This window comes from Micromonospora purpureochromogenes (assembly GCF_900091515.1).
GTDB classification, from domain to species: Bacteria; Actinomycetota; Actinomycetes; order Mycobacteriales; family Micromonosporaceae; genus Micromonospora; species Micromonospora purpureochromogenes.
Genome location: NZ_LT607410.1, coordinates 2,848,045 through 2,871,979, shown reverse-complemented (window position 1 = coordinate 2,871,979; position 23,935 = coordinate 2,848,045). Strand labels below are relative to the sequence as shown.

General features: G+C 71.3%; 21 protein-coding genes, 1 tRNA gene and 4 pseudogenes. 19 read left to right on the top strand and 7 right to left on the bottom strand.

All coding sequences use genetic code 11. The features are described 5' to 3' along the window. Window positions 1-110 precede the first annotated feature (110 nt). Together GA0074696_RS13305 and GA0074696_RS32565 are read right to left on the bottom strand one after the other, a co-directional pair. Window positions 111-893, bottom strand: coding sequence for a transposase family protein (locus GA0074696_RS13305; RefSeq protein WP_088961400.1), 783 nt, complete (start codon window positions 891-893; stop codon window positions 111-113). A 64-nt stretch (window positions 894-957) separates the two neighbouring features. Continuing rightward, window positions 958-1,279 (bottom strand): annotated as a pseudogene (locus GA0074696_RS32565) (Ada metal-binding domain-containing protein). Window positions 1,280-1,682: 403 nt separating this feature from the next. Here GA0074696_RS32565 and GA0074696_RS13290 point away from each other — a divergent pair. From GA0074696_RS13290 to GA0074696_RS13240, 12 genes and pseudogenes are all read left to right on the top strand, one after another. Continuing rightward, window positions 1,683-2,111 (top strand): OsmC family protein, encoded by a 429-nt coding sequence (locus GA0074696_RS13290; protein WP_088961398.1) that lies wholly within the window; start codon window positions 1,683-1,685, stop codon window positions 2,109-2,111. Window positions 2,112-2,373: 262 nt separating this feature from the next. After that, window positions 2,374-3,135 carry an isocitrate lyase/PEP mutase family protein gene (locus tag GA0074696_RS13285; protein ID WP_088961397.1) on the top strand — a complete coding sequence of 254 codons (762 nt, stop codon included), beginning with the start codon at window positions 2,374-2,376 and terminating at the stop codon, window positions 3,133-3,135. Between the two features lie 4 nt (window positions 3,136-3,139). Then, window positions 3,140-3,238, top strand: a pseudogene (locus tag GA0074696_RS32560) (hypothetical protein); the annotation flags it as partial. A gap of 53 nt (window positions 3,239-3,291) precedes the next feature. Beyond that, window positions 3,292-3,429, top strand: a complete 138-nt coding sequence (locus GA0074696_RS31790) for a nitroreductase family protein (protein ID WP_231925354.1) — start codon at window positions 3,292-3,294, stop codon at window positions 3,427-3,429. A 45-nt stretch (window positions 3,430-3,474) separates the two neighbouring features. Continuing rightward, window positions 3,475-3,855, top strand: a complete 381-nt coding sequence (locus GA0074696_RS13275; RefSeq protein ID WP_088961396.1) for an MmcQ/YjbR family DNA-binding protein — start codon at window positions 3,475-3,477, stop codon at window positions 3,853-3,855. A gap of 43 nt (window positions 3,856-3,898) precedes the next feature. Then, on the top strand, window positions 3,899-4,810 hold the full coding sequence (locus tag GA0074696_RS13270) for an NADP-dependent oxidoreductase (protein ID WP_088961395.1): 912 nt from the start codon (window positions 3,899-3,901) through the stop codon (window positions 4,808-4,810). Between the two features lie 659 nt (window positions 4,811-5,469). Beyond that, window positions 5,470-6,681, top strand: a complete 1,212-nt coding sequence (locus GA0074696_RS13265) for an MFS transporter (RefSeq protein WP_088961394.1) — start codon at window positions 5,470-5,472, stop codon at window positions 6,679-6,681. Window positions 6,682-6,880: 199 nt separating this feature from the next. Beyond that, complete coding sequence (locus GA0074696_RS31785) at window positions 6,881-7,021, top strand: hypothetical protein (protein ID WP_231925353.1); 141 nt, start codon at window positions 6,881-6,883, stop codon at window positions 7,019-7,021. Between the two features lie 25 nt (window positions 7,022-7,046). Then, on the top strand, window positions 7,047-7,505 hold the full coding sequence (locus GA0074696_RS13255; protein ID WP_157745881.1) for a GNAT family N-acetyltransferase: 459 nt from the start codon (window positions 7,047-7,049) through the stop codon (window positions 7,503-7,505). A gap of 34 nt (window positions 7,506-7,539) precedes the next feature. Further along, window positions 7,540-8,013: a GNAT family N-acetyltransferase gene (locus GA0074696_RS13250; protein ID WP_088961392.1), complete on the top strand. Its 474-nt coding sequence runs from the start codon at window positions 7,540-7,542 to the stop codon at window positions 8,011-8,013. 496 nt (window positions 8,014-8,509) lie between these two features. After that, window positions 8,510-8,971 carry a DUF5709 domain-containing protein gene (locus tag GA0074696_RS13245; RefSeq protein ID WP_088961391.1) on the top strand — a complete coding sequence of 154 codons (462 nt, stop codon included), beginning with the start codon at window positions 8,510-8,512 and terminating at the stop codon, window positions 8,969-8,971. Window positions 8,972-9,010: 39 nt separating this feature from the next. After that, window positions 9,011-9,241: pseudogene (locus GA0074696_RS13240) on the top strand (transposase); the annotation flags it as partial. Window positions 9,242-9,468: 227 nt separating this feature from the next. Here the strand turns inward: GA0074696_RS13240 and GA0074696_RS13235 are convergent. The 3 genes from GA0074696_RS13235 to GA0074696_RS13225 form a co-directional block, all read right to left on the bottom strand. Continuing rightward, window positions 9,469-9,864 carry an MmcQ/YjbR family DNA-binding protein gene (locus tag GA0074696_RS13235; RefSeq protein ID WP_088961390.1) on the bottom strand — a complete coding sequence of 132 codons (396 nt, stop codon included), beginning with the start codon at window positions 9,862-9,864 and terminating at the stop codon, window positions 9,469-9,471. A 122-nt stretch (window positions 9,865-9,986) separates the two neighbouring features. Beyond that, window positions 9,987-10,640, bottom strand: a complete 654-nt coding sequence (locus GA0074696_RS13230) for a nitroreductase family protein (RefSeq protein ID WP_231925352.1) — start codon at window positions 10,638-10,640, stop codon at window positions 9,987-9,989. Between the two features lie 39 nt (window positions 10,641-10,679). Then, window positions 10,680-11,222, bottom strand: coding sequence for a carboxymuconolactone decarboxylase family protein (locus GA0074696_RS13225; protein WP_088961389.1), 543 nt, complete (start codon window positions 11,220-11,222; stop codon window positions 10,680-10,682). 868 nt (window positions 11,223-12,090) lie between these two features. On the opposite strand from GA0074696_RS13225, the gene GA0074696_RS13215 reads away from it, so the two are divergent. Next, complete coding sequence (locus GA0074696_RS13215; RefSeq protein WP_197700833.1) at window positions 12,091-13,167, top strand: recombinase family protein; 1,077 nt, start codon at window positions 12,091-12,093, stop codon at window positions 13,165-13,167. Window positions 13,168-13,224: 57 nt separating this feature from the next. Here GA0074696_RS13215 and GA0074696_RS13210 read toward each other — a convergent pair. Then, window positions 13,225-13,308, bottom strand: a tRNA-Leu gene (locus GA0074696_RS13210). Window positions 13,309-13,409: 101 nt separating this feature from the next. Between GA0074696_RS13210 and GA0074696_RS31780 the strand changes: the two are divergent. Next, window positions 13,410-13,715, top strand: a pseudogene (locus GA0074696_RS31780) (hypothetical protein); the annotation flags it as partial. Between the two features lie 1,520 nt (window positions 13,716-15,235). Here GA0074696_RS31780 and GA0074696_RS31175 read toward each other — a convergent pair. Beyond that, window positions 15,236-15,523: a hypothetical protein gene (locus tag GA0074696_RS31175; RefSeq protein ID WP_172894105.1), complete on the bottom strand. Its 288-nt coding sequence runs from the start codon at window positions 15,521-15,523 to the stop codon at window positions 15,236-15,238. A gap of 298 nt (window positions 15,524-15,821) precedes the next feature. Here GA0074696_RS31175 and GA0074696_RS32555 point away from each other — a divergent pair, with 298 nt between their 5' ends. The 5 genes from GA0074696_RS32555 to GA0074696_RS13180 all read left to right on the top strand — a co-directional run bounded on the left by GA0074696_RS32555 (window position 15,822) and on the right by GA0074696_RS13180 (window position 23,932). Further along, on the top strand, window positions 15,822-16,568 hold the full coding sequence (locus GA0074696_RS32555; RefSeq protein WP_231925434.1) for a fibronectin type III domain-containing protein: 747 nt from the start codon (window positions 15,822-15,824) through the stop codon (window positions 16,566-16,568). A gap of 218 nt (window positions 16,569-16,786) precedes the next feature. Then, the gene (locus GA0074696_RS13195) at window positions 16,787-19,348 is read left to right on the top strand and encodes a fibronectin type III domain-containing protein (RefSeq protein WP_088964537.1); all 2,562 of its coding nucleotides are present in this window, start codon (window positions 16,787-16,789) and stop codon (window positions 19,346-19,348) included. A gap of 33 nt (window positions 19,349-19,381) precedes the next feature. Further along, on the top strand, window positions 19,382-20,380 hold the full coding sequence (locus GA0074696_RS13190; protein WP_088961388.1) for an AAA family ATPase: 999 nt from the start codon (window positions 19,382-19,384) through the stop codon (window positions 20,378-20,380). A gap of 13 nt (window positions 20,381-20,393) precedes the next feature. Next, window positions 20,394-21,542 carry a DUF58 domain-containing protein gene (locus tag GA0074696_RS13185; RefSeq protein ID WP_088961387.1) on the top strand — a complete coding sequence of 383 codons (1,149 nt, stop codon included), beginning with the start codon at window positions 20,394-20,396 and terminating at the stop codon, window positions 21,540-21,542. Then, entirely contained in the window at window positions 21,518-23,932 is a 2,415-nt protein-coding gene (locus tag GA0074696_RS13180) for a transglutaminaseTgpA domain-containing protein (protein ID WP_407940580.1), read from the top strand. The genes GA0074696_RS13185 and GA0074696_RS13180 overlap by 25 nt, the downstream gene beginning before the upstream one ends. The last annotated feature ends 3 nt before the right edge of the window (window positions 23,933-23,935 follow it).

Below are 23,935 nucleotides of genomic sequence, written 5' to 3'. Positions count from 1 at the left end.
GGCTGCCTGTTGGAGCAATGCTGCTCGACATCGCGGATTGATCTCCCCAGCTGATGCACCGAACTGCCGATCCCACCCCGATTGACCACGCCGTCTTCGATGAGCCATTTTCATCCTGCGTAGCGGTTTGCTTCGACGTGGTGCAAGACGAGGATGGCCTGCACGATTGCGGTGGCGCGGCGCGGGCAGCAGCGCAGCTTGGCCAGGATCTTCCAGGTCTTGAGCGTGGCAATGGCCCGTTCGCCGCGGGCTCGGATCCTCGCGTGCGCCCGGTTGACCGTCTTCTGCCGGCGCGACAGCTTCGGCCGGAAGCGGCGCCGCTTGAACGGCGTGCGCACGCTGCCCCGCGCGCCCTGGTAGCCCTTGTCGGCGAAGGTCATCACGTCCGCGCTGGTCAGCGCGTCGATGATGCCGTGGATGCGGGCGGCGGTGAGGTCGTGCGCCGAGCCCGGCAGTGCCGGTGAGGCCCAGACGAGCCGGCCGGCGGCATCGGCGATGACCTGCACGTTCACGCCATGGCGCTTGTGCTTGCCGGAGTAGTACGGCTTCTGGTCTGCCACGCGGTCGATCGGAATCAACGTGCCGTCCAGGATCGCGTACGCCAGTTGCCGGATACGCCGCATCGCCGTGGCCAGATCCTCGGCGACCGCTGCGAGCAGCACGATCGCTTCCTGTACGTAGCGCCAGGCGGTGGCGACGCCGACGGCGAACCCGGCGGCGAGCCGCGTGTAGGTGTCGCCGTTGCGCAGGTGGGCCAGGGCGAGCAGCGCCTGCCGGCCCGGATCGAGGCGCCGCCACCGGGATCGATGCTGGTTGCGGTGCTGGCGGATGAGGTCAGCGAGGTGGTTCAGGGTGCGGCTGGACAGCGAGATCGTGGAAGGGTAAGACAGCACGGGCGAGGCTCCCGGTCGGGGCATCGGATCTTGGTCGACTGCTGTCTTACCTGGAGCCTCGCCCTCATCGATCCCCGGGCTCGCCGCACCTGCCCTGAGCTGCAAGATCAGCTTGGAAAAGGCTCGATGAACGCTCCAACGCCCCAACGAGCTCGACTGGCCAGGCGCCGGCCGGGCCGGGGGCGCTGCGTCGGGAGCAACGCTTGCAGGCTCGGTGTTCAGCGAGCTCGGCGCTGGCCCCCGTCGGGTGAAAGTCGACGTTTCCCTCGCGAGGGCTTGGCGCGACACGGTGGCCGACAGTAGGTGCCGGTCGTCTTCACCGCGGCGAGGAAGCCGCCATCGAGTCGTTCCTCGCGTGGCTGGATCGCCTCGCACTGCCACTGCAAATCATTGAGCGTCGATGTTCCTCACGTTGTCCGGTTTGAGTCCGCGTGTCGCGGGAGGCGACGACGATCGCCACCCCGCTGCGTGAACGACGACAAACTCTAACCTCGAAGGACCAATAAGTCCACTCCGGCTGTGGCGTTGAGCGAGTTATGCTGGGGGCAGCTTGATCCCAACCACCTCTCAGTGCAGCTTGAACACCCGCGAGGTTGATGATCACGAGCGCCGCGCAGCTGCCGACACGTGAGATCAAGTGGACTATCTGGTCCACCACGGCTAGCCTGCTGAGGTACTCGGTCATGGGGTGAAGACGCCCGGCCGCAGCCCCCGCTCCGACTGCGGCCGGCTGCTGCTGGATCCGAGTATCTGGAACCTCACACCAGGATCTACAGGAAGGCACGGCTGATGGAAACCGATCGGGATCGTGTCGTCGCATCCGCCCGAGCTGTCCTTCCGGCCACTGAGCGCCGGCGCACGGGCATGACCACCGGCGGCTTCACGTTCGTCGCCGATGAACCACACCACGGCACACTCGGCGAAGGCCCGACGCCGACGGAGTACCTGTTGATGGCGCTCGCGTCGTGCACTGCTCAGACGCTCAGGCAGTACGTCGACTACAAGTACGACACCGCCGGTGACATCACCGTCGAGATCGACTACCACGAGCCCGAGCAGGAAGGCGCAGAGCGTTACCTGCAGCGCACGATCACGCTGAGCGAAGACCCTGACCCCGACGACTTGAAGGTGATGCATGAGATTGCCGAGAAGTCCCCGGTGACCCTGCTGATTCAGTTCGCATGGAGCGTGAGGACCGAGTTCGTCGGAACGCGCTGAAATCAGGCCGCATGCTGCTCGGTGATCACGGCCGAGCAGCAAACGGTTGTCGTCCCGCCCTCGGACGGCGACAGCGTCTCCGTCGACCGCGACAGCTTGAACGCGATGCGGTGCAGTCGGCGAAGTGACGGTGGAGCGTCCGCCGAGCAGGGCGGACTTGTCGGAGGTCGTGTCGTCGGGGATCGGCAGCCCGTGGCGCTGCAATGCCTGGTTCGACCCGTGCCCGGACGAGGTTGCGGTGATGACGGGGGCGTGCGCTTAGTTGCCCGACCCCGCGTCGGCCAAGGCGTCGGCACTGGTCCTGGCGGATGCCGGCTTCGAGGCCATCGGCACGTCGTCGGCGGCCCTGGCGGCCGCGCTCGGCCGCGTCGACGGATGCCACAGCATCACCCGCGACGAGCATCTCGACCACGCACAGCTGCTCGGCCGGCTCACGGGGTTGCCCGTCAACGGTGACTTCGAGGACGGCTACGGCGTCACCGCCGAGGACGTCGCCGCGACCGTGGACGGTGCCGTCGCACACGCGCTGGCCGGCATCGGGATCGAGGACACCACCGGGAATCCCAATGACCCGATCCGCGACTTCGACGACGCGGTGGGCCGGGTTCGCAGTGCGGTCGCCGCGGCGAAGCGACGCATCGTCGTCACCGCTCGCACCGACAACTTCATCCAGGGGCGGCCTGACCTCGATGACACCATCCGACGGCTGACGGCCTTCGCTGAGGTCGGCGCCGACGTGCTCTACGCGCCGTTCCCGCCCGAACTCGAGTCCCTGGTCGCGATCGTCACCGCCGTCGCGCCGACACCCGTGAACGTCCTCATCTCACCGGCGGACCAGGTGCTGACCGTCTCTGAACTGCAGAAGGCCGGGGTCAAGCGCATCAGCCTGGGCCCTGCTCTCTACACGCATGCGATGGGTGCTCTCGAACAGGCGGCCACGGCGCTCAAGGCCGGCGACATCGCCTCGGCCACGACAGGCATCAGCTTCGACCGGGTGGGCGAACTCCTCGCCCGCAAACCCTAGTCGTATCCGACTTCCGCTATCTACAGCCCCTCAGCAGCTGCTGAAGTTCCTGCGCTCGGCTCCCACGTCGACGAACCTCCAGCCGAACCACTTCTACGTCGTGTCCACCCAGGAGGGCAAGGAGCGGCTGGCGGCCAACCTCGGCGAGCGGTCAGCGTGGACATGGCCTTCAACATCCGCGCGACCGGACACACCACCACCGTGCTGCTCGCGCTCGGCTACCCCGACGAGGCGAAGCAGTACAAGACCCCGGTGTCGCGGTTCGAGCCCGAGCGTCGCTTCACCTTCGCCTGAGCGGCCCGGCCCGGGCGAACCGATCGTTAGAGGAGTTGATCAGCTATGGACGGACAGGAACTCCAGAAGGTCGCGAACGAGTACGCGACAGAGCTGCCGGACGTGACGTTCGAGCACCGTGTCGGCCCGAATTGGGAGCTGTACAAGGTGGGCGGCAAGCTCTTCATGCTCATGACCGACATGCCGGGACACCCCGTCGTGATCCTGAAGGCCGATCCGGACGAGGCCGTTGGGCTGCGCGAGCAGTACGCAGAGATCACGACCGGCTACCACATGGACAAGAAGCACTGGATCACGGCAGCAGGTGGGCCCAGCCTCGACGAGAACCTGGTGAAGGAACTCGTCACCGACTCCTACCGGCTCGTGGTCGACAAACTCCCGAAGTCCAGGCGGCCCGTGGATCCGAGCACGAACCCGGCCGCCTGAAACCCGAAACACGCCCAACAGAATCAACACAGGAGGAAGAACCATGATCGGACTCGGTGTTCGAGCCGCCAACGGCGCTCTGGAGATCCTCGATCTTCCGGACCCCCGCCAGCCTGACGCGGGCGAGCTCGTCCTGGAGGTCGTCGCGGCAGGGATCGGGCCGTGGGACGCCCTGCTTCACACCGGCGGATGGGACGTCGGCCTCGTTCCGCCCGCAGCTCTGGGCGTCGAAGCCGTCGGCCGCGTCACCGCGACCGGCCCGGACGAGACCGAATTCCGCACGGGAGACCTCGTGCTGGTCCACGAGGCGCCCCTGCCCGGCGGCAGCGGCACCTGGGCAAAGCGCGTCCTGGTCCGTTCCGCGCACGTCGCACGACTGCCCGAGAACCTGGCTCCGGAGATCGCGGCGGCACTCCCGGTCGCCGGGCTCACCGCCCAGCAGGCCCTCGACGAGCTCCAGGTCGACGCCACCACCCGCCTGCTCGTCGTCGGAGCGTCCGGCCCCACCGCGTCACTGGCCGTGCAACTCGCCCACCTCCGGGGCGCCGACATCGTCGCCGGTGCCGGGCCGGCCCACGCCGATCGGCTCCGCGCCCTCGGTGCCAGCGAGGTCATCGACAGCCACGCTGACGGTTGGGCGCAGAAGAGCGATCGCCGATTCGACGCCGTTCTCATCGCCGCGAAAGGCACCGCCGAGGACGCGGTCGGACTGCTCACCGACGGAGGCCGCCTCACCTCCATCACCTCGGACGCACCCGACCCGATTCGCGGAATCACCACCTCGGACCTCTACGTGCAGCCCGACGGACGTGCACTCGGCGAACTCGCGGCACTCGCCGCCTCCGGCGAACTGAGAATTGACGTCCAAACGACACCAATCAAGAACGGCGCCGCGATCGCGGACCAGGTCGCGCGGGGCCGCTCTGGTGGGGTCAAGTACGTCCTCGAGTTCTGACGTCCGCGGTAGAAGGAGGTTGTAGATCGTCCGAAGGGATGATCGGTTTGTCCGGCGTGGCGGAGCGGACCGATCTTGCTGAGGCCTTGCCGTTGGACCTCGCCGACGCAGTGGATACGCCACGCAGGGCTCGTCGCGGATCACAGCATCGATGTTTCATGTTGTCTGGATTTGAGGCCGCCCGAGTCGCGGGAGGCGACGACGTTGATGATGCACGAGGGCCGAGCGGTTCTGACCAGAAGCAGTAGATTGGACTATAAAGTCCAGGGAGGCTAGCCTGGAGAGGTACTCGGTCACGGGGTGACACGCCCGGCCGCAGGCCCCACTCAGACCGCGGCCCGGCTGCTGGCGGAGCCGCGTAGCTGGACCGTTACTACCAGGATTCACACAGAAGTCGCGGCTGATGGGAACTGATCGGGATCGTGTCGTCGCATCCGCCCGAGCTGTCCTCCCGGCCACTGAGCGCCGGCGCACGGACATGACCACCCGCGGCTTCACGTTCGTCGCCGATGAACCGCACAACGGAGCGCAATCGCGACATTGAAGTAAGACGGCGCCGCGAACCGACACCAAACAGTCGGACCATGACGCCGTTCGTTGTGCCCACCTACAGCGCACGTCGAACCGCACAGTTCAGCACAACAGAGAGGCGCAGATAGATGCTCAACACGGTACCAGTGACCAGCGTGGCCGGCCGGGGCGGAACGCTCCGGCTGACCTTCATATCTGCGGTGGTCTCCCTGGTGGCCGCGTTTGCCGCTGTGGGCTCGACGATCCCGCTGTTCAACATCTATCGGGCCGAGGACGGGTTCACCAACGCCGGCATCTCGATGACCGTCGTCGCGTACTCCACCGCCACTCTGACCACGCTGCTGGTGCTGGGGCGACTGTCCAATCATCTGGGCCGGCGGCCCACCTCGATCGCCAGCCTCGTCCTGCTCCTCTTGGGCTGTGTGCTGCTGTTGAACGTGCACGACATCGGCGTCCTGATCACCGGCCGGCTCCTGATGGGCCTTGGCGCCGGGCTGGCCAGTAGCAGCCTCACTGCGTACATCGTCGACGCCGCACCCGCCAGGCCGGCGTGGTTGGCCTCTGTCGCCTCCAGCCAGACAGTCATGCTTGGCCTCGCCGTCGGCGCCATCGCCTCCGGCGCCCTGGTTCAGTTCGGGCCGTGGCCACGCGACCTCGTCTTTCTGGTTGTCATCGGCCTTCTCCTCCTGTCTGTCGGTCTCATTGCCGTCAGCCCGGAGACCGTCACCCGGATGCCGGGTGCTTGGCGATCGCTGCGACCCCGGGTCCACGTGCCAGCCCGGGTCAGGCATCTGCTCCCCGTCGCGGCGGCGGTGTTCCTGGCCACCTGGGCGGCCGGGGCCTTCTACCAAGCGTTCGTGCCTGCGCTGGTCGAGGATCAGCTCCACACCAGCAGCCCGCTCGTCGTCGGACTGGTGTTCGCCGCCTACATGGGTCCCAGCGTTCTCGGCGCTCCCCTCGGCGGCCGGTTCACCACAACGGCAGCCCAACGTCTCGGCATGATCGCCTTCCTAGCCGGAATGATCGGCATCATCACGGCGATCGCCACCGGCACACTGGCGTTGTTCATCGCCGCAACGATCGTCGCCGGCGCCGCTCAAGGGATCGCCATCAGCGCCGCCACTCGCGGTCTGCTGCACGGAAGCACACCGGCCGACCGGGCATCGATCTTCAGCGTGATCTACCTGCTCTGCTACAGCAGCGCTACGATTCCGGCCCTTCTCGCCGGCCAACTTTCCCACGCCCTCTCGCTGCCGCAGATCGCGCTCGGCTACGGTGCACTTGCCCTCATCGCCACCCTGTTCACGTCGACTTCGCGTTGGGCGCGGGCGTCGCGATGACGGGCTTGACGGCATGGCAAGGTCCGTGCGAGCACGGCCGCCTTCGTGAAGGGCAGAGCCCGCGCAGTCGGCTCGATGGCGGCACAGCTCGCCCGTCAGGCCGGCGCATACGTCATCGGCACCGGACGCGCTGCCGACCGTCAAACGGCGCTCGACTTCGGCGCGCGGGAGTCGACAACTGAGTGAGATCGTCCAGCAGGTGCGGGACGGGCGGCTGCGGGCAAACATCGCCACCGTGGCGGCTCTCGATGATGCCGTCGCCGCTTTCAACCCGACCGAGCGCGTCAAGGGGAAGACGCTGGACGAGTACGACTGTCGCCGCGAGCCGGGACCGATCTGATGACCATCAACGAAGGGACACCCACATGACCGGCCCAGCCGAGCCGACCCGCTACGCCTCCGAGTACCCCGACGAGGCCGGACACCCCGAGGAGAAAGGCACAGCCAGTCAGGACCAGGCCGTCCTCATTGACGAGGTCCTCGATGATCCCCATGCCCGCGCATTCGACTTCGCCGTCGTCAACGACGAGAAAACCGGCATCTACGACGCCATCGTCGGCGACCGCGAGATCGCCGGGCTGACCTACAACGTCGCCGGCGACGACCGACTCGTGCTGCTGGCCGCCCTGGTGTACCCCGAGTTCCGCAAACAGGGCGTCGCCACCGAACTGATCCGACGCGTCCTAAACGACGTGCGCGCGCAAGGCAAGACGGTCACCATCCTGTGCCCGATCGTGCGCACCTTCATCGAGCACAACCCCGAGTACGCCGACCTCATCGACCCTGAGCACCCGGGAGTGACCAAGGGTTCACCCCGGTCCTGAACCACCCATCAGCTCCCCGACAGGAAGTGTGACGATGCCGATCAATCCCGAGGCCGAGGCGGTCTCCCGCGAAGAGAACAACGCGGCGATCATCGCCGCTTTGGACAAGTCAGGTCTCAGCGAGGTGGAGTCCAGCTGGGAGCTCGATGTCATCAACGACGCGGAGCACGGGCGATGGGTCGCCACCCTCGGCGCCGAAGCGATCGCCGAGCTCCCGTACCGGTTCGTGGGCGGCCGTGTCGTTCTGCTGACGACCTGGGTCGATCCCGCCTACCGCCACCATCGGGTAGCCACGGAACTCGTCTCTCGCGTCCTGAACGAGATCCGCGAGAGCGGGAAGAAGATCACGATCATCTGCCCGGTCGTGGGTGAGTTCATTGCCCGCAACCGGGAGTACACCGACCTCATCGACAAGATCCATCCCGGCTCCGGCGCGTACCCCAAGCACGAACCCGTGGGAGGCCGGGACGACGAGCAGCTCACCGCGTTCGAACGCGACCTCGGCTGAGCTACCCTCGCTGACTCCGCGCTCGCATCATGCCCCTCGACGCGGACCCCGAGTTCGTCCACGAGGATGTGTACCGGCCTCGCCACGAGGTTGGACCTGCGGGCGACGGTGCGGCCGCTCTTCTCCGGTGATGGCGACCCACGTTCCGCTCCACGCCGGATGGGTTCTGGCGCGCGACGCGCACCCTCGCCGGCCCCCCGCGACGCTGGACGTCCAGATGGGGGCGGGTGCGGAGCGTTCTCATCATCGGCTTCGGCGGGGGTAGGGCCGTAGCCGCGAAGATGGGCCGGTCCGCCGGCCAGTCCCTGGCAGGAGGTCGCTCTCGTCACGTGAGGTCTCCTTGACCAGCAGAACAGGCGACGGCCGGTACCGGAACATCCGCCCCGAGGCCGCCTGACACCGGCAGCCGACACTCAGTAACCCAACCAGTTTCAAGATCGGCAGGAAACATCCTAGGTTTCCGCCATCGCTCGAGCCTTACGAAGGAGAGACGGCCGTGAGCCAGACCGAGAGCATCGAGCCCGTCGAGGAGTGGGACGCGATCGAGGACGAGGGGGTCCTGGACGCCTCGGACACCCTGGACGACGATCGCGTCAGTGATCCCCTCGATACCGGCATCGTCGCCGCAGATCGCTGGACGGGCGCGAACCGCTTCGGCACCACCATCGCCGAGCAGCGGGCGGGCGAGTCCCTCGATCAACTGCTGGGTCAGGAGGAGCCGGACCTCGATCCGTACGCCGAGGTGGCCGACGACGAGGATGAGCTGACCCGGCGGGGGTACGAGCGGGACACGCGCGCGGGGCGCCTCGTCGCCTACGACGAGGGTCTGGGCGCGGACGAGGAGGCCGAGTCAGTGGCGTGGGACGCCGGAATCGACGCGGGTGCCGCGAGCGCCGAAGAAGCCGCGATCCACCTGGTCGACGACCCCAATGGCCCCGGCGATGGCCCGTTGCGATAAGTCGGGCCGTTCGCACAGCTCTAACTTGATCTAACCTCGTTCTACCGCTGCTTGACCGTGCCAGCGGACGCGTTGTTCGACCTGACGGACGCCGCGTTGTGCGTCGATGGGCCGGTCCGGTCGTTGGTGGAGTTGTCGCTGGTGGGTGAGCACCGTCGGGGTCAAGGGGCGTTGTATGACACCCTCGCCTGCGGGCGGCTGGACATCGGCCGGCTGCGCACCGCCCTCGCCGGGGTGCCGCTGCCGCGGGCGTGTGGGGCTCGAATACTCGGTTCGGCTGTCTGAAGTGCGGTTCTGAGCGAGTTCGAGCCCTGCGCTGCCGTCATGCCCGTGCCCATGAGCGCGCCGTTGCCGTACCTGCTGCTTCTCCAGATCCTGCCGGTCCACACAGTCGTAGGAACCCGTTACCAGCTCCGCGTACCGCGCAGCGAACCCATCGATCACGCTCACACCGTACGGCCCGCCCGGCGCTCTGGGCGCGGTCGGCGTCAGCGTGATCAGTCGGCGGAGGGCGGGACGCGGAACGAAGCGGGATTGACGGGACGGCTCTGCTTCGGCAGGCCGGCAACGACGAGGAGGTACGACTCGGTCACGAGACTGTCGACCAGCGCGGGCCCGACGTCCGCACCCGCCCGCACTGTGATCCAGTGCTTCTTGTTCATGTGGTAGCCGGGCGAGATGCTCGCGTGAGCTGCGCGGAGCGCCTCCGCGTCGCTTGGATCAGCTTTCAGGATCACGACAGGCTCGCCGGGCATGGACGTCTGCAGCATGAACACCTTGCCGCCGACTTTCCATACCTCCCAGTCGCCGGTGAACTGGTGTGTGTGCTCGGAGCCGGGAAGCTCGGCGGCGCGGGTCGCGGCTCGATCCTGCACTGCCTTATCAATCTGCATCTTGACCTCCTCGAAGTCCTCAGGGATCGATTGCCCCGGCCTCCGTCGAGGAGGTGCGGACGCCGGGCAACCGAGTCGCGGTGAACGGGGCCGGCATCGCGGTCCGATGTCCGCCCCGTCCGTCACATGTGCGTAAAGATCTTCTCCGCGTCGAACCGCGAGACCGGCTGGTGGGAGACCCGAGCCTCGTCGGGGTAGCCGAGCACCAGGAGCAGCGTGGTCGTGTAGTCGGTGTCGGTCAGGTCGAAGGCCGCGTCCACGGTCGCCCGGTCGAAGCCCTCCATCGGCGTCGCGTCCACCCCGAGGGATGCGGCGGCCATCATCGTGGCGCCGACGACAAGGTAGGTGTTCTTCTCAAGCCAGTGGAGCACGTTCCCGCCATAGTTCTTTGTCTGGATCTCCACGAAGTTGGAGGCGCCCGCCTCCCATCCCTTCTGGATCTCCGGGTCGGCGAAGCGCCCGTCGGCGCGCTCCTTCTCGAAGATCTCCTGCAGGTGCGTGTCGGGGATGTCCTTGCGCGTCGTGAAGACGATGGCGTGCGACGCGTTGCGCACCTTCTCCGCGTTGTCCGCGAAGCGGCCGACCAGTGCGTCCGCGAGCTTGTCCTTACCATCCTGCGTCTCCAGCACATGGAAACGGTTCGGCTGGATGTTGATCGTCGTCGGCGAGGTGCGCAGGTAACGCAGCAGCTGCTGGAACGTCTCCTCCGGGATCCTCTTGCTCGGGTCGAAGTAGCGGGTGAGGTGCTTCGTGATCAGCTTGTCGAGATTCAACATCGCGCTTTCCTTCGTTTGAACGGGGGGTGGAGAGGAAAGTCAGGCCGACTGGTGGTCGGCGCCGGGGACGTCGACGACGGCGTCGCTGACGTTGTTGAGGTAGTTCGTGAGCAGGGTGACGACCACGATGGTGACGATCGCCTGGATCTCCGGGTCGAGATATCCGACCTCGCGGATCGCTGCGAGGTCCTCGTCGCTGACCTGGCCACGCGTCTCGATCACGTGCTGCGCGAACTTCGCGACGGCGGCGCGCTTCGGGTCGCTGGACGTGCCCATGCGGGCGAGCTCGATCTCCTCCGCCGACATACCGCCGAGGTTCGACGAGATGAAACCGTGGAGTGCCTGGCAGTAGTGGCAGCCGTTCGACTGAGAGACCGCGAGGGCGATCGTGTGGCGCGTCTTCGCGTCCAGGAGCTTCGCGATGCTGCCCTGCAGGCCCATCACGATCTTGAGCACGGTCGGGTTCGCGGCGAGCGTGGTGAACATGCTGGGCGCGAAGCCGAACTGCTTCGCGATGGCGTCGAGCGCGCCCTGCGTCTTCGCGTCGATGTCGGCGCGCGCGGGAGCGGTCAGGCGAGACATGGGGATGAACCTCCGGGTGACTGTACTGGACCATTTCGTCCACTCGCTTGAGTGAACACCGTCGAAAGTGGGTTTCCAAGCCCAGTCTGTGTAACGTCGATTACATACAGGTGGACAGCGGGGCGGAGGCAGCCCGGAAGCTCACTCACCAGGGCCACACCACGCGCGAGCGGATACTGGCGCACACGGCCGTCGCATGAAATTTTGGACTATTCAGTCCAGTAGCCTGAGTGAACACCCGCAACGCGGCTCTTCGTGGGCGGCCGCATGGGGCCGCCCGCGAAGAGTTCCGCGTGGTGTGGCGTCAGCGGTGGCGGCAGAGCAGGAGACGGAGGGCGGTCGCCGCTTGGGCAGGGACGACGCCGTTGCCGAGGACGCGCAATGCGCCGGTGCGTGGGAGATCGAGCGTGGGGTCGGTTACCCATTTGGCGGGTAGGCCCATGAGCCACTCCACGAACGGCGGTGCGAGCACGGGCTTGCCGTGCTGGCCGGGTTGGGTGGGCGCGGGATCGGGCCGGCCGATCAGGAGCTCCCAGCGTGCGATCGCCGGTGCCTAGATCCCCCCATGTCGCCTCATCGGGTGTTCCCAGGCTGCCGGTGGTGAGGTGGGCGACGGTGGTGCGTAGGTCGGGCCCGCCGTCGCCGTTGTTCGCCCACTACGGCGTCGAACTCTGGGTCCCCGAGATCGGCGGCCCCATCGACCCCGACAACGAGGCCCACGAACTGGTCATGTCCGTTTTCGGCGGCATGAGCAAGGGCGAACGAAACCGGATCAAGCTCCGCGTCCGCACCGCCATGGCCGCCCAGACCCTCCTCGAGGGCCGCTACCTCGGCGGGCGCCCGCCCTACGGCTACACACTCCGCGACCTTGGCCCCCATCCCAACCCCGCCAAGGCTGCCGACGGCAAACGCCTCAAAGGTCTCACCCCGGACGAGCACGGCCCCGATCGTCCGGCGAATCTTCGCCGAGTTCCTCGCCGGTATCGGCATCTTCGCCATCGCCGAGGGACTCACCGCCAATCACGTGCCCTGCCCATCAGCACACGACCGGGCCCGCAATAGGCACCGCAGCGGCGTCGCCTGGTCCAAGAGCGCCGTCCGCGTCATCCTGACCAACCCCCGCTACACCGGCCGGCAGGTCTGGAACAAGCAACGCACCGACGAGGTGCTGCTCGACGTCGACGACGTGGCGATGGGCCACACCGGCGTCATGCGCTGGAACGCCCGCGACAAGTGGGTGGTCTCCAAAGACATCACGCACGAACCACTCATCGACGACGCGACCTTCGAGCAGGCCCAAGCGATCCTGCAATGGCGCGGACAGGGAACCGGCGGACAACACGTCCGGCAGCGCACCCGCAACCCGTACGTCTTCCGCGGCCTCATCTACTGCGCCGCCTGCGACCGACGCATGCAGGGCCAGTACAACCACGGCGACGCCTACTACCGCTGCCGCTTCCCCCAGGAGTACGCCCTCGCCAACCAGGTCCCACACCCCCGCAACGTGTACCTGCGCGAGGACGCCCTCACCGACCCGCTCGACACCTGGCTGGCCTCCGCCTTCGCGCCCCACCGCATCGAACAAACGATCACCGCGATGGCCGACGCCCAGCCCCTAGATCATCCGCCCGCAACCGGCACAGCAGCCCAGACGATCATCACCGAGTGCGACGCCAAGTTGGAGCGCTACCGCGCCGCCCTCGACGCTGGTGCCGACCCGGCGGTCGTCACCGGCTGGATCGCCCAGACACGGGCCGAACGCGCCCGCGCGGAAGCAGATCTGCACACGAACGCGGGCACCACCCTCGCGCCGGATGAGCCGAGCAGAGATCACGGCCCTGGTGAACGTGCTCGGCGACATCGCCACCGTGCTCCGCGACGCCGACCCCGCCGACAAGGCCGAGGTCTACCGGCAACTCGGACTCCGGCTCACTTATCACCCTGAGACGCAAACGGTGCGCGCTGAAGCTGATCTCAGCGCGCACCGTGGGGTTATGAGTCGTGTCCGAGGGGGGACTTGAACCCCCACGCCCTATACGGGCACTAGCACCTCAAGCTAGCGCGTCTGCCATTCCGCCACCCGGACCTGCTCGTCCAGCCTACCCTGTCGGCGTCGCCGGCTCTCCTGCCGGCCAGCCGCCCCTGGTGGGCCGCACGGGGCATTACTGTACACCGCCGAGATGGATCATGCACATCGCCGCCGGCCCGGTGCAATGTCGCGGCATCTGCCCAGGTCAGGGGCATGGGGCGGGCAGCATCGGCGGGGTGTGCCGTCGGGCGGGTAGCGTCCGGACACCGTCTACCGGCAGCATTGCTCACGTGTCCCAACCGTCCCCCCTCGTCGCCGCCCAGCAGCGGGCGCTCGCCCTCCGTTCCGCCGGTGATCTGCCCGCCGCCCGCCGGCTGCTGGCCGACACGATCGCCTCGGCCCGGCCCGCGTACGGCGAGGACCACCCGGAGGTGCTGGGCACCGCCCACCTGCTGGCGCGGATGCACCGCGAGGCCGATGACCCGACCGCCGCCCGTCGGGTGCTGGAGGAGGCGTACGCGGCGGGCGAGCGCCGGTGGACCGGCGCCGAGCCGCTGATGCTGGCCATCACCTTCGACCTGGGTTCGGTGGCCGAGGAGCTCGGCAATCGGCATGAGGCCCGCCGCAACTACACCCGGGTGGCCACCGCCGGGCCCGCCGTGCTCGGTGAACACCATCCCGCGGTACGGGCGGCCCGGCAGTACCTCGGCGGCGGGCCGCCGGCGACGCAGCCCGCGCCCGTCGCCCCGCCCTGGCCGGCCCCGCAGCCCGGTCCCGTTCGGCAGCCCGGGCCGGTTCCGCTCCAGCACCCCGGGCCGCCCGCCGTTCGGCAGGCCGGACCGCCGAGCACCGCGCCGAGCACGGGCGGCGCGTTCTCCGCACCCACGACCGGTATGCCACAGCAGAGGCCTGCCGTACCGCCGGTGCGGCAGCAACCCACGGCGCCGGTGCCGCCGCAGCGGCCCGTGCCGCCGGCACCCCAGGCGCCACCCCTGGCTCAACAGGTCTCTGCACCACCGCAGGCCCCACCCGCACGGCAGGTGCCGCCCTCGCCGGCGCCACCCGCGCCGGCGCCACCCGTCGCGGCCTCGCAGCTTCCGCCCGCGCCGCACCGCCAGGTCTCCGTGCCGCCGGCGCCCCAGGTGCCGGCGCCCCGGTCGGCCCCGCCCGCGCCGCATCCGCCCGCCCGGCCGACCCCGCAGCCGCCCGTGGTACCCGATCCACCCCGACCCGGGCCACCCGCGCACGTCGATGCCACCTTCCCCACCACGTCACCGTGGGCGCCGCCGCACCTGCGGGCACCGGCCGTGCCACCGAGCACGCCGCACCAGGCGACCGCGCCGGCAGATTCGCCGTCCGGACCCGACGCCACCTCGAGCCTGCCGCCGACGCCTGGGCCCGCCGCCACGCCGCCGGCTCCGCGCCCGGCGCCGGCTGCGGCGGTGCCACCGCCCCCGGTCCCTCAGCGGGCAGAGGTACCGCCTGGACCGGTGACCGCATCCGAGGTCATGCCACCTGCACCCCAGGTGCCGAGCAGGACGGTTCCGGCGCCGCCGGCCGACGCGGCGCCGGCGCCACTTCCGCCTCCGCCGCACCACCGGCCCGCCACGGGTACGCCGGTGACCACCGGAGGCACCATGCCGAGTCCGGTGACCACCGCAGGTACGCCGGGTCCGGTGACCACCGGCGCCACCGCGTCGCATGCTTCGCCGGTCACGCCGCCCGACAGGTCGGCCGAGCCGCCCGCCGCGGAGGTCCCGCAACCGGCGGTTCCAAAGGCGCACGGCTGGGACCGGCCGACCATCCAGGTCCAGCAGATAGATCCGCTCCTACGCGAGGAGGCTCAGCGCGAGGCGGCGACGCCGCGGGCGACGACCCGACCGACGAACGCCCCGGTCAGCACGCCGCCCGTCAGCGCCCCGCCGGTCAGCGCCGGCCCTGTCAGCGCAGGCCCGGGCACTACCGGCCCGGTCAGCGCGCCGCCTCACGCCGGGACATCCCAGCCCGTCAGCGCGCCGCCGGTGAGCGCACCACCGGCGCCCCGGGCGCCCACGACCGCCCGCCCGGTACCCGCACCGCCGGTCGTCAGCGCACCACCGGCCACCGCTTTCCCGGCCACCGCAAACCAGGTCAGCGCTCCCCCGGCCACCGCGCACCAGGTCAGCGCTCCCCCGGTCCCCGTGCGGCCGATCAGCGCGGCCGCCATCCCGCCGGTCAGCACGCCACCGTTCAGCGCCACCCCGCCGATCAGCGCACCACCCGCACCGGCCACGCCGCCGCCTGCACCGCCGGTCCCGCCGGTCCCGCCGGCACCCGTGCCGCCAATCAGCGCGCCGCCGGTCCCGGCACCCCCGCACCCGATCAACGCCCCGCGACCACCGCACCGTCCGGTTGCCCCGCCGACACACCACCTCAGCGCGCCCCCCGTGGCCAGCGCCCCGCCCGCACCCACCTACCCGGTCAGCACCCCGCCGGCACCGCATCACCCCGTGAGCACCCCGCCGGCCCACCAGGCGCACCGGCCGCCGATGCCGCCCGTGGCCAGCAGGCCGCCGGCACCACACCATCCAATGAGCGCCCCGCCGGTCAGTACGCCACCGTGGGGGCTGACCGCGCCCCCGTGGAGCAGCGCCGCGCCGCCGCAGCCGCTGACCACCTCCCCGGTCCGCGACGAGCGGGCGGACGACGACGCCAGCATCCAGGCCGACACGGACGGGCCGCTGGAACTCGTCGACGAGCCACTGGTCGCGTACGACATGCCGCCGCGCGTGGTGGCGGAGGAGACCGACGCCCCAATCGAGCAGCCGCGCCAGGAGACGACGTATCCGCCGGTGTACCAGCCACCGCCGGCGTACCCGGTCGAGGCGCCGCCGGAGCGGCGCGGGCGGGGTCGCGTGGTGCTGGCCGTCGTGGCGGGCGTCGTGGTGCTGGGGGTCGCGGGGGCGGTCGGCGCGGTGGCGCTGGACCGCGACGAGCCGGGCGTGCCGCCGGCGCCGACCGGGGGCACACCGGGGGCGGCGAAGGCGACCGGCGCGCCGCCCACCGGCCTGAAGCTCCGCGACGACGGGACGAGCGTCACGATCACCTGGTCCGACCCGGCGGGTGGCGGGGTGCCGTTCATGGTCGCCGGCGGGCGCGCCGGTAAGGCGCTCGGCGTGATGGCCACTGTCGACCCGGGACAGACGGCCTACACCGTGAACGGGCTCAGCTCCACGGTGGACTACTGCTTCACGGTGCTGGCGGTGTACTCCACGGACGCCTTTGCCACGTCGGGACAGGTCTGCACGGACCGGGAGCGGCGGACGCCGGCGGGCTGACCGTCCACGGCGGACACGCTGGGTGTCCATAGGGGGACCCAGCGGGTTCCCCGGTGCCGGCGCGGCCCATATGATGTCCCACGGCTCAGGGGAGGGTCGCCGGGGACACGGCGCGCCACCTGGACAGCCAGACGGGGAGGCAGCCGGACGTGGCCACCATCGACGACGCGGGGCGGAGCACCGTGACCGACACCGCCGCACCGCCACGCCGCTCCCGGATGCGCGGCGGGCTGGTCACCATCGGCATGGTGGGCGCGCTGCTGGCGGCGATGGGGCTGACGGTGCTCGGGCTGGGCGCCGCCGACAACGCGGTGGCCAACTACGACGCGAGCAGCTGGTTGTGGAGCGCGGCGCGCAGCGAGATGGCCCGGGTCAACGGCGTCACCGCGCGGGTCGACACCCGGATGGAGGTCCCCGGCGCGCGGCGGCACCCGATGCAGGTCACCCAGACCGATCGGCTGCTGATCCTGCGCGACCTGAACACCGGCCAGGTCAGCTCGCTGGACCTGGCCACCCTCCAGATCACCGCGACCACCCGGACCACCCCGGGCCTCGGGGTGAACGTCGTGCTGCACGAGGACGCGGCGTTCGTCGTGGACGCCGTGCAGGGCATCGTCCGGCAGCTGGATCCGCACCGGCTCACCCCGGTGGGTGAGCCGGTGCGGTACCCGCCGGGCATCACCGGCGGCGCGTTCGACGGCAAGGGCCGGCTCTGGATCGCGATCCCCAGCGAGGGGACCGTCTCGGCGGTCACCGCGGCGGAGCTGCCCTCCGCCCCGACCGACGGCGGCGGCCTCAGCCCGAAGCAGGTCGAGACCTACACGGTGGCGGAGCCGAGCCACGAGCTGGTGGTGTCCACGCTGGACGACGGCGTGGCGGTGCTGGACCGCACCTCGGCGTCGCTGGTCACTGTCCGCGCCGGCGAGACGGTGCGCACCCCGCTGGCCATGTCGTCCGCGGGCACGCTGCCGGCCCGGACCAGCGGCCCGGCCGTGCCGGTCACCGTGGGCGGCGAGCGGCGGGTGCACGTGGTGGCCGACGGCAGCGAGGTACGCCAGTTCACCGTGCCGGGCAGCGGTGACCGGCTCAACGCGGCGGTGGCCTGGGCCGGCCGGTTCTACTGCGCCGACGAGGCCAGTGGGACGGTCTACGCGTTCGACGGCGCCGGCCAGCTGGTCGACACCATCCGGGGCAAGGGGATGACCGGCCCGCTGGAGCTGGACGTGCGGGAGAACCGCCTGTTCATCAACGCGCCCGACTCGTCGACCGCCCGGGTGGTCGACGACAAGCACCAGGTGCGCGAGGTCAACAAGTACGCCAACGACGTGCTCGGCGGCGACCCGCCGCCGGTTCCCCCGCCGCCGCCTCCGCCGAAGAAGCCGAAGGTGGGCAAGCCGAGCGCGCCGCGCAGCGTCACCGCGTCCGCCGGCAACGCGCGGGCCCGGGTGAGCTGGAAGCCGGCGGCCGCGAACGGCGCCGAGATCACCAGGTACGTGGTGGAGGGCGGCGGCCAGAAGCACGAGGTGGGCGCCAACCAGCGGGCGGTGGAGATCACCGGCCTGACCAACGGCGAGTCCTACACGTTCGCGGTGCACGCGGTGAACGCCAAGGGCGACGGCCCGGCTCGGCGGAGCAACCCGGTCACGCCGACGGCAGCCGTGCCGGACCCGCCGGCCGGCGTGACCGCCGAGGCCCGGCCGGACGGCACCGTGCTGGTGAAGTGGCCGGCCGCGAACGGGCAGGGCAACACCATCGCCAGGTACGCGGTGACCGCGACCTCGGCCGGCACGAACGCCCCGGCCGGCGAGTCGGCGAAGACGGAGCTGGTGGTGCCGGCCGGTGAGCTGGAGTACGGCACCCAGTACGCCTTCACCGTGGTGTCCGTCAACGACAAGGGCGCCGGCTCGGCGGCCTCACCGGTGAGCAACACGGTGGTGCCGTTCGCCCCGCCGGGGCAGCCGGCCGAGTTGCGGGCCACCACGGTCGCCGACCAGCGGGGCACCGTCGCCGTGCAGTGGTCGCCGGCGCTCGACAACGGCCGCCTGGTGACGAAGTACCTGGTCGACGTCGGGGGCAGGGTCAGCGAGGTGACCGACACGCAGACCACGGTGCGCGGGCTGGACGACGGGCAGAGCGTGACGGTGAAGGTGAAGGCGGTCAACGAGGCCGGCCCCGGCCCGGAGGCCACCACCACCGCGCGGACGGTCGCGGCGCCCCGGGTGACGGTGACCGGCTCGTCGGCGACCGCCACCGCGGCCACCGTCACCTTCACCGTCGACGCGGGCGGCGGGCAGGCCACCTGCTCGTTGAGCACCGCCGGCGAGACGGCGAAGCCGGGTCCCTGTTCCAGCATCACGATGCCCGGCCTGACGCCGGGGACGGCGTACACGTTCACGGTCACGGCGAGCAACGCCGCCGGCAAGGGCACCGCGACCCGGGCGCAGACCACCGACCCGCTGTACGGCGTCGCCACCTGCAACAACGGCGCGTCCGGGCCGGAGGCGAGCTACTGCGACAACGACGTGGCCGGCCGCAACGGCAATGAGGTCTTCTCCGTGCCCCGGCAGGACAACAACAGGCAGGTCGGTTGGGCCAAGCCCGGCACCCGGCTCAAGGCGTACTGCAAGAAGTCGGGCGAAGAGGTCTACGCCTACATCTACAACCACAACAAGCGCAGCACGTGGTGGGTGCAGGTCGAGTACTCCGGGCGCAACTACATCCCGTGGGCGTGGCTCAATCTCGAGGGCGGCGACGACATCAACGTCCTGCCCACCTGCTGACGCCGTACCAGCCAGTCGAGGAGCACCACCACCGTGAACAGCCCCCAGGAACCGCTCACCCACCCGGAGGTGCAGGGCTTCGCCGCTCTCGCCGCCCGGCTGGCGGAGAACGTCAACGCGGTCGTGCTGGGCAAGCCGCAGGTGGTACGGCTGGCGCTGACCGCGCTGTTCGCGCAGGGGCACGTCCTCCTGGAGGACGTGCCCGGCGTCGGCAAGACCACCCTGGCCCGGGCGATCACCGCGACGGTCAAGGGTGAGTGGCGCCGCATCCAGTTCACCCCGGACCTGCTCCCCTCGGACGTCTCCGGGGTGACCATCTTCAACCAGGCCACCCGGGGCTTCGAGTTCCACCCGGGGCCGGTCTTCGCCAACATCGTCATCGCCGACGAGATCAACCGTGCCTCGCCGAAGACCCAGTCGGCGCTGCTGGAGGTGATGGAGGAGCGCACCGTCACCGTGGACGGCGTCCGGCATCCGGTGCCGCAGCCCTTCCTGGTGGTGGCCACGCAGAACCCGGTCGAGATGGACGGCACCTACCGGTTGCCGGAGGCGCAGCTGGACCGCTTCCTGGTGAAGCTGTCGGTCGGGTACCCGGACGAGGCGGTGGAGGTGGAGGTGTTGCGCGGCGCGACGGTCCGCTCCCCCGACTCGCTCAGCGCGGTCACGGACACCGCCACCGTCGGGGAGATGGTCCGGATGGCCCGCCGGGTGCACATCGCCGAGCCGCTCTACGCGTACGCGGTCCGGCTGGCCGCCGCGACCCGCAACCATCCGCAGGTACGGGTCGGGGTCAGCCCCCGGGGCGTGATCGCGTTGACCCGCGCGGCGTGCGCGTACGCGCTGATCGACGGCCGGGGCTGGATCATGCCGGAGGATTTGAAGACCCTCGCCGAGCCGGTCTTCGCGCACCGACTGCTGCTCACCCCGGACGCGCAGGTGCGCGGGGTGACCCCCGCCGAGGTGCTGCGCCAGGCGATCGCGTCGGTGCCGGTGCCGCTGCCGTCGGGCCAGCCGGCCCCGGCGCACGGCTGACGGCCGTACGCCGATGGGGATCACCGCCCGGGGCGTCGGGCTGCTCGTCGCCGCCGTGCTGCTGCTCGGCGTCGGCTTCCGCTTCGCGTACCCGGAGTTGGCGCTGCTCGGCGCGGCGGCCGCGGTGGCGGTCGGCTACGCCGTGGTGACCGCGGCCCGGCGGCCCCGCCTGGAGGTCTCCCGCAGCGCCGACCCGGACCGGGTGGCCCGGGGCGAGCCGGCCCACATGACGGTCATGGTGCGCAACGCCGGGCGGCTGCGGGCGGCGAACCTGCTGGCCGAGGACCGGTGCGGCGCGGCGACGGTGCCCGTGCCGGTGCTGCGGCTGCGTCCCGGGCGGGACACCACCGTCCGGTACGAGGTGCCGACGCGACGCCGGGGTGTGGTGCCGGTCGGTCCGCTGCGGGTGACCCGGCGCGACCCGCTGGGGCTGGTGGCGCTCTCCCGCCCGTACGGGGGCACGGTGCCGGTCTGGGTGCACCCGCGGATCCACCCGCTGACCGCGGTGCCCACCGGCGCGGGGCGCAGCCTCGACGGCCGGTCGGACAGCGTGCCGCACGGGTCGATCACCTTCGACTCGCTGCGCGAATACGTGGTCGGCGACGAGCTGCGTCGGGTGCACTGGCGCACCAGCGCCCGGGTCGGCGAGCTGATGGTGCGGGAGAACGTGGACACCAGCCTGCCCCGGATCGTGGTGCTGCTGGACAACCGGGCCGGCGCCCATCCGCAGCGGGTGGGCGGGGTGGCCGAGTCCTTCGAGTCCGCCTGCGAGGCGGCCGCCTCGGTGGTCACCGCCGCCGTCCGGGAGGACCTGCCGGTGGCGCTGCTGCTGGTGGCGCCCGGGGAGGACCGGGCCGGCGAGCCGCCGCTGGACCGGCTGGCCGCCGTGGAGCTGACCGACGGCGATGCCGACACGTTGCGCACCTCGGCGAGCCGGCTGCGGCAGGACCGGGCCGGCGACACGCTGGTCTTCCTCACCGGGCCGGGCGGCCGGGGTGACCTGGGGCAGGTGGGCGCGCTGCGCGGGGCGTACCCGTCGGTGGTGGTGGCGGTCCTCGGCGCGGACGGGCCGACGCCGGCCGCCGCGGCGGGCCTGGTGGTGCTGGACGTGGCCGACGGCGCCGGGTTCGCCGCCGAGTGGGACGGGGTCCGCCGGTGGTGACGACGCAGGCCCGCCCGGCCGCGCCCGGTCCGGCGGCGCCGCCGGGCGACGGTCGGGGCGCGACGGTACGGCGGGGGCTGCGGGCGGTGCCGGTGCCGGTGACGCTGGTCGTGCTGACCGCGCTGGCCGGCGTGGTGCTCGGTCGGGTGTACGCGGACGACCTGCTGACCCGGCTGATGCTCGGCGCGGCGGTCGGCTCGGTGCTGGTCAGCGTGGCTGCCCGGCGGTTGCCGTCATGGCTGGTGGCGCCGGTGTCGGTGGCCGCGATGGCGGGCTGGACGGCGTTCTCGCTGCACCTGGCCGCCCGGCACGCCGACCTGCCGGGCGGCTTCGGGCCGATCGTCGCCGACGCGGCCCGCAACGGCATCCCCCGGCTGCTCACCGCGATGATCCCGGTCGAGCCCGCGCCGGACACCGTGCTGGTGCCGCTGGTGGCGGCCTGGCTGGCCGGGCTGACCGGCGCGGAGGTGGCGCTGCGCGCCGGCCGGACCCTGCTCGGCTTCCTGCCGCCGGCGCTGCTCTACGCCGGCGCGCTCTACGTGGTGGGGCCGAACGCCGACCCGGCCACCTGGCCGTCGGTGGCCTTCGCCGGCGCGGTCGCGCTGGGGCTGGCCGCGTCCGACCGGCGGGGCGCGCCGGGGACGGCCGACCCGACGGCCGGGCTGGCCCCGGCGGTCCGGGCGGCCGTGCGGGCCCGGCTGATGGCGGGCACCGCGATCGGCCTCGCGGTGGTGGTGGGCCTGGCCGCCCTGCTCGGGCCGCTGCTGGCCGCCCGGGTCGACGACCGGCCGGTCGACCCGCGCCGGTACGTGGAGCCGCCGCGGGTGGAGTCGCTGGACGAGAACCCGCTGATTCGGATCTCCGGCTGGGCGCTCAACCCGGAGCAGAAGCTGCTGGACGTGACGACGCGGGCGCCGGCGGGGACCGAGAGCCGGATCCGGCTGGCGGTGCTCAGCGACTACGACGGGGTGACCTGGCGGGTCGGCGCGACCTACCGCAACGCGGGGCGGATCCTGCCCGCCACGGCACCCGGCGTCGGGCCGGTGGAGACCGTCCGGCAGGAGATCACCGTGGCCGACCTGACCGGACGGCTGCTGCCGGCGGTGGCCACTCCGCGCGAGGTCACCGGGGCGCGGGTGGCGTACGACCCGGCGACCGGGACGCTGATCCGCCCGGAGGGGCTGAGCCCGGGACTGCGGTACACGGTCACCTCGGCGCGGGAGCGGCCGGACGCGAACCTGCTCGCCACCGCCGACGTGCCGGCCGGAGCGGAGGTGGCGCGGGTGCTACGGGTCGCCGACGGGACGCCGGAGCCCCTGCGCAAGCTCGCCGGCCAGCTCGCCGAGGACAACGGCGCCCCGTACGCGCGGGCCGCCGCGATCGAGCAGTTCCTCGCCGAGCACTACCGGGTGGTGGCGGACGCGCCGAGCGGGCACGCGTACCCGAACTTGAACTTCTTCCTCTTCGGACCGCGCGGGGGCGGCGGGCAGCGCGGCACGTCGGAGCAGTTCGCGGCGGCGTTCGCGGTGCTGGGCCGGCTGACCGGTCTGCCGACCCGGGTGGTGGTGGGTTTCGAGTCGCGCGGCGACGGTCCGGTCCGGGCCGCGGACGCGTTCGCCTGGCCGGAGGTGCTCTTCTCGGGCGTCGGCTGGGTGCCGTTCGACCCGCTGCCCCGTCCGGACACCGAGCCCCGCCCGGTGGAGGAGGACTTCCGGCCGACGCCGGACGACCCGCCCCCGTCGGAGGTGCCCGAGCCAACCGTGGAGCCGACCGCGACGCCGCCGGCGGTGGCCGCCGCGGACCGTCCCGGAGGTGACCGGGGTCTGTCGACGCCGGTGCTGGTCGCCGTGGCGGTCGCCGGCCTGCTGCTGCTTCTCGGGGCGGCGCTGGCCACGCTGGCCGGGATGCGCCGGGCGCAGGCGCGGGCCCGCCGCGAACGGGGTGACCCCGGCGAGCGGATCGCCGGCGCCTGGCGGGAGGTCACCGACGCGCTGCGCCTGACGGGCCGGCCGGTCGGCGGCGACCTGGCGGCCACGGAGGTGGCCCGGCACGCCCGGCGGGCGCTGGCCGACGCCCGCGCCACCACGACCACCGACCGGACCACTCCCCCGACCGGCGACCCGACCGCTCCCCCGACCGGCGAGACCGACCACGCCGGGTACGGCCCGGCCGTCGCCACCGCACCGACCATGGTGGACGGACCGGACGTGGACGAGTTGGCCGTCCTGCTCAACCAGGTCGCCTTCGCACCCGGTAGCGCCACCCCGGCACACGCCGACCGCGCGTCGGCACTCGCCGAGCAGTACGTGGCGGCCCTGCGCGCCGCCCGCCCCCGCTGGCGCCGCCTGCTCTGGTCGGTCCACCCCGGCCCCCTCCGCTGGCGCCCCTGACCC

Bases quoted from the DNA above. Each gene is read 5' to 3' on its own strand.
- GA0074696_RS13230 (WP_231925352.1), bottom strand. From the start codon at position 10,640: ATGTTGAATCTCGACAAGCTGATCACGAAGCACCTCACCCGCTACTTC.
- GA0074696_RS13255 (WP_157745881.1), top strand. From the start codon at position 7,047: ATGACCGGCCCAGCCGAGCCGACCCGCTACGCCTCCGAGTACCCCGAC.
- GA0074696_RS13235 (WP_088961390.1), bottom strand. From the start codon at position 9,864: ATGCAGATTGATAAGGCAGTGCAGGATCGAGCCGCGACCCGCGCCGCC.
- GA0074696_RS13250 (WP_088961392.1), top strand. From the start codon at position 7,540: ATGCCGATCAATCCCGAGGCCGAGGCGGTCTCCCGCGAAGAGAACAAC.
- GA0074696_RS13185 (WP_088961387.1), top strand. From the start codon at position 20,394: ATGGGGATCACCGCCCGGGGCGTCGGGCTGCTCGTCGCCGCCGTGCTG.
- GA0074696_RS13265 (WP_088961394.1), top strand. From the start codon at position 5,470: ATGCTCAACACGGTACCAGTGACCAGCGTGGCCGGCCGGGGCGGAACG.
- GA0074696_RS13290 (WP_088961398.1), top strand. From the start codon at position 1,683: ATGGAAACCGATCGGGATCGTGTCGTCGCATCCGCCCGAGCTGTCCTT.
- GA0074696_RS13225 (WP_088961389.1), bottom strand. From the start codon at position 11,222: ATGTCTCGCCTGACCGCTCCCGCGCGCGCCGACATCGACGCGAAGACG.
- GA0074696_RS13195 (WP_088964537.1), top strand. From the start codon at position 16,787: ATGCGCGGCGGGCTGGTCACCATCGGCATGGTGGGCGCGCTGCTGGCG.
- GA0074696_RS13275 (WP_088961396.1), top strand. From the start codon at position 3,475: ATGGACGGACAGGAACTCCAGAAGGTCGCGAACGAGTACGCGACAGAG.
- GA0074696_RS13270 (WP_088961395.1), top strand. From the start codon at position 3,899: ATGATCGGACTCGGTGTTCGAGCCGCCAACGGCGCTCTGGAGATCCTC.
- GA0074696_RS32555 (WP_231925434.1), top strand. From the start codon at position 15,822: ATGAGCGCCCCGCCGGTCAGTACGCCACCGTGGGGGCTGACCGCGCCC.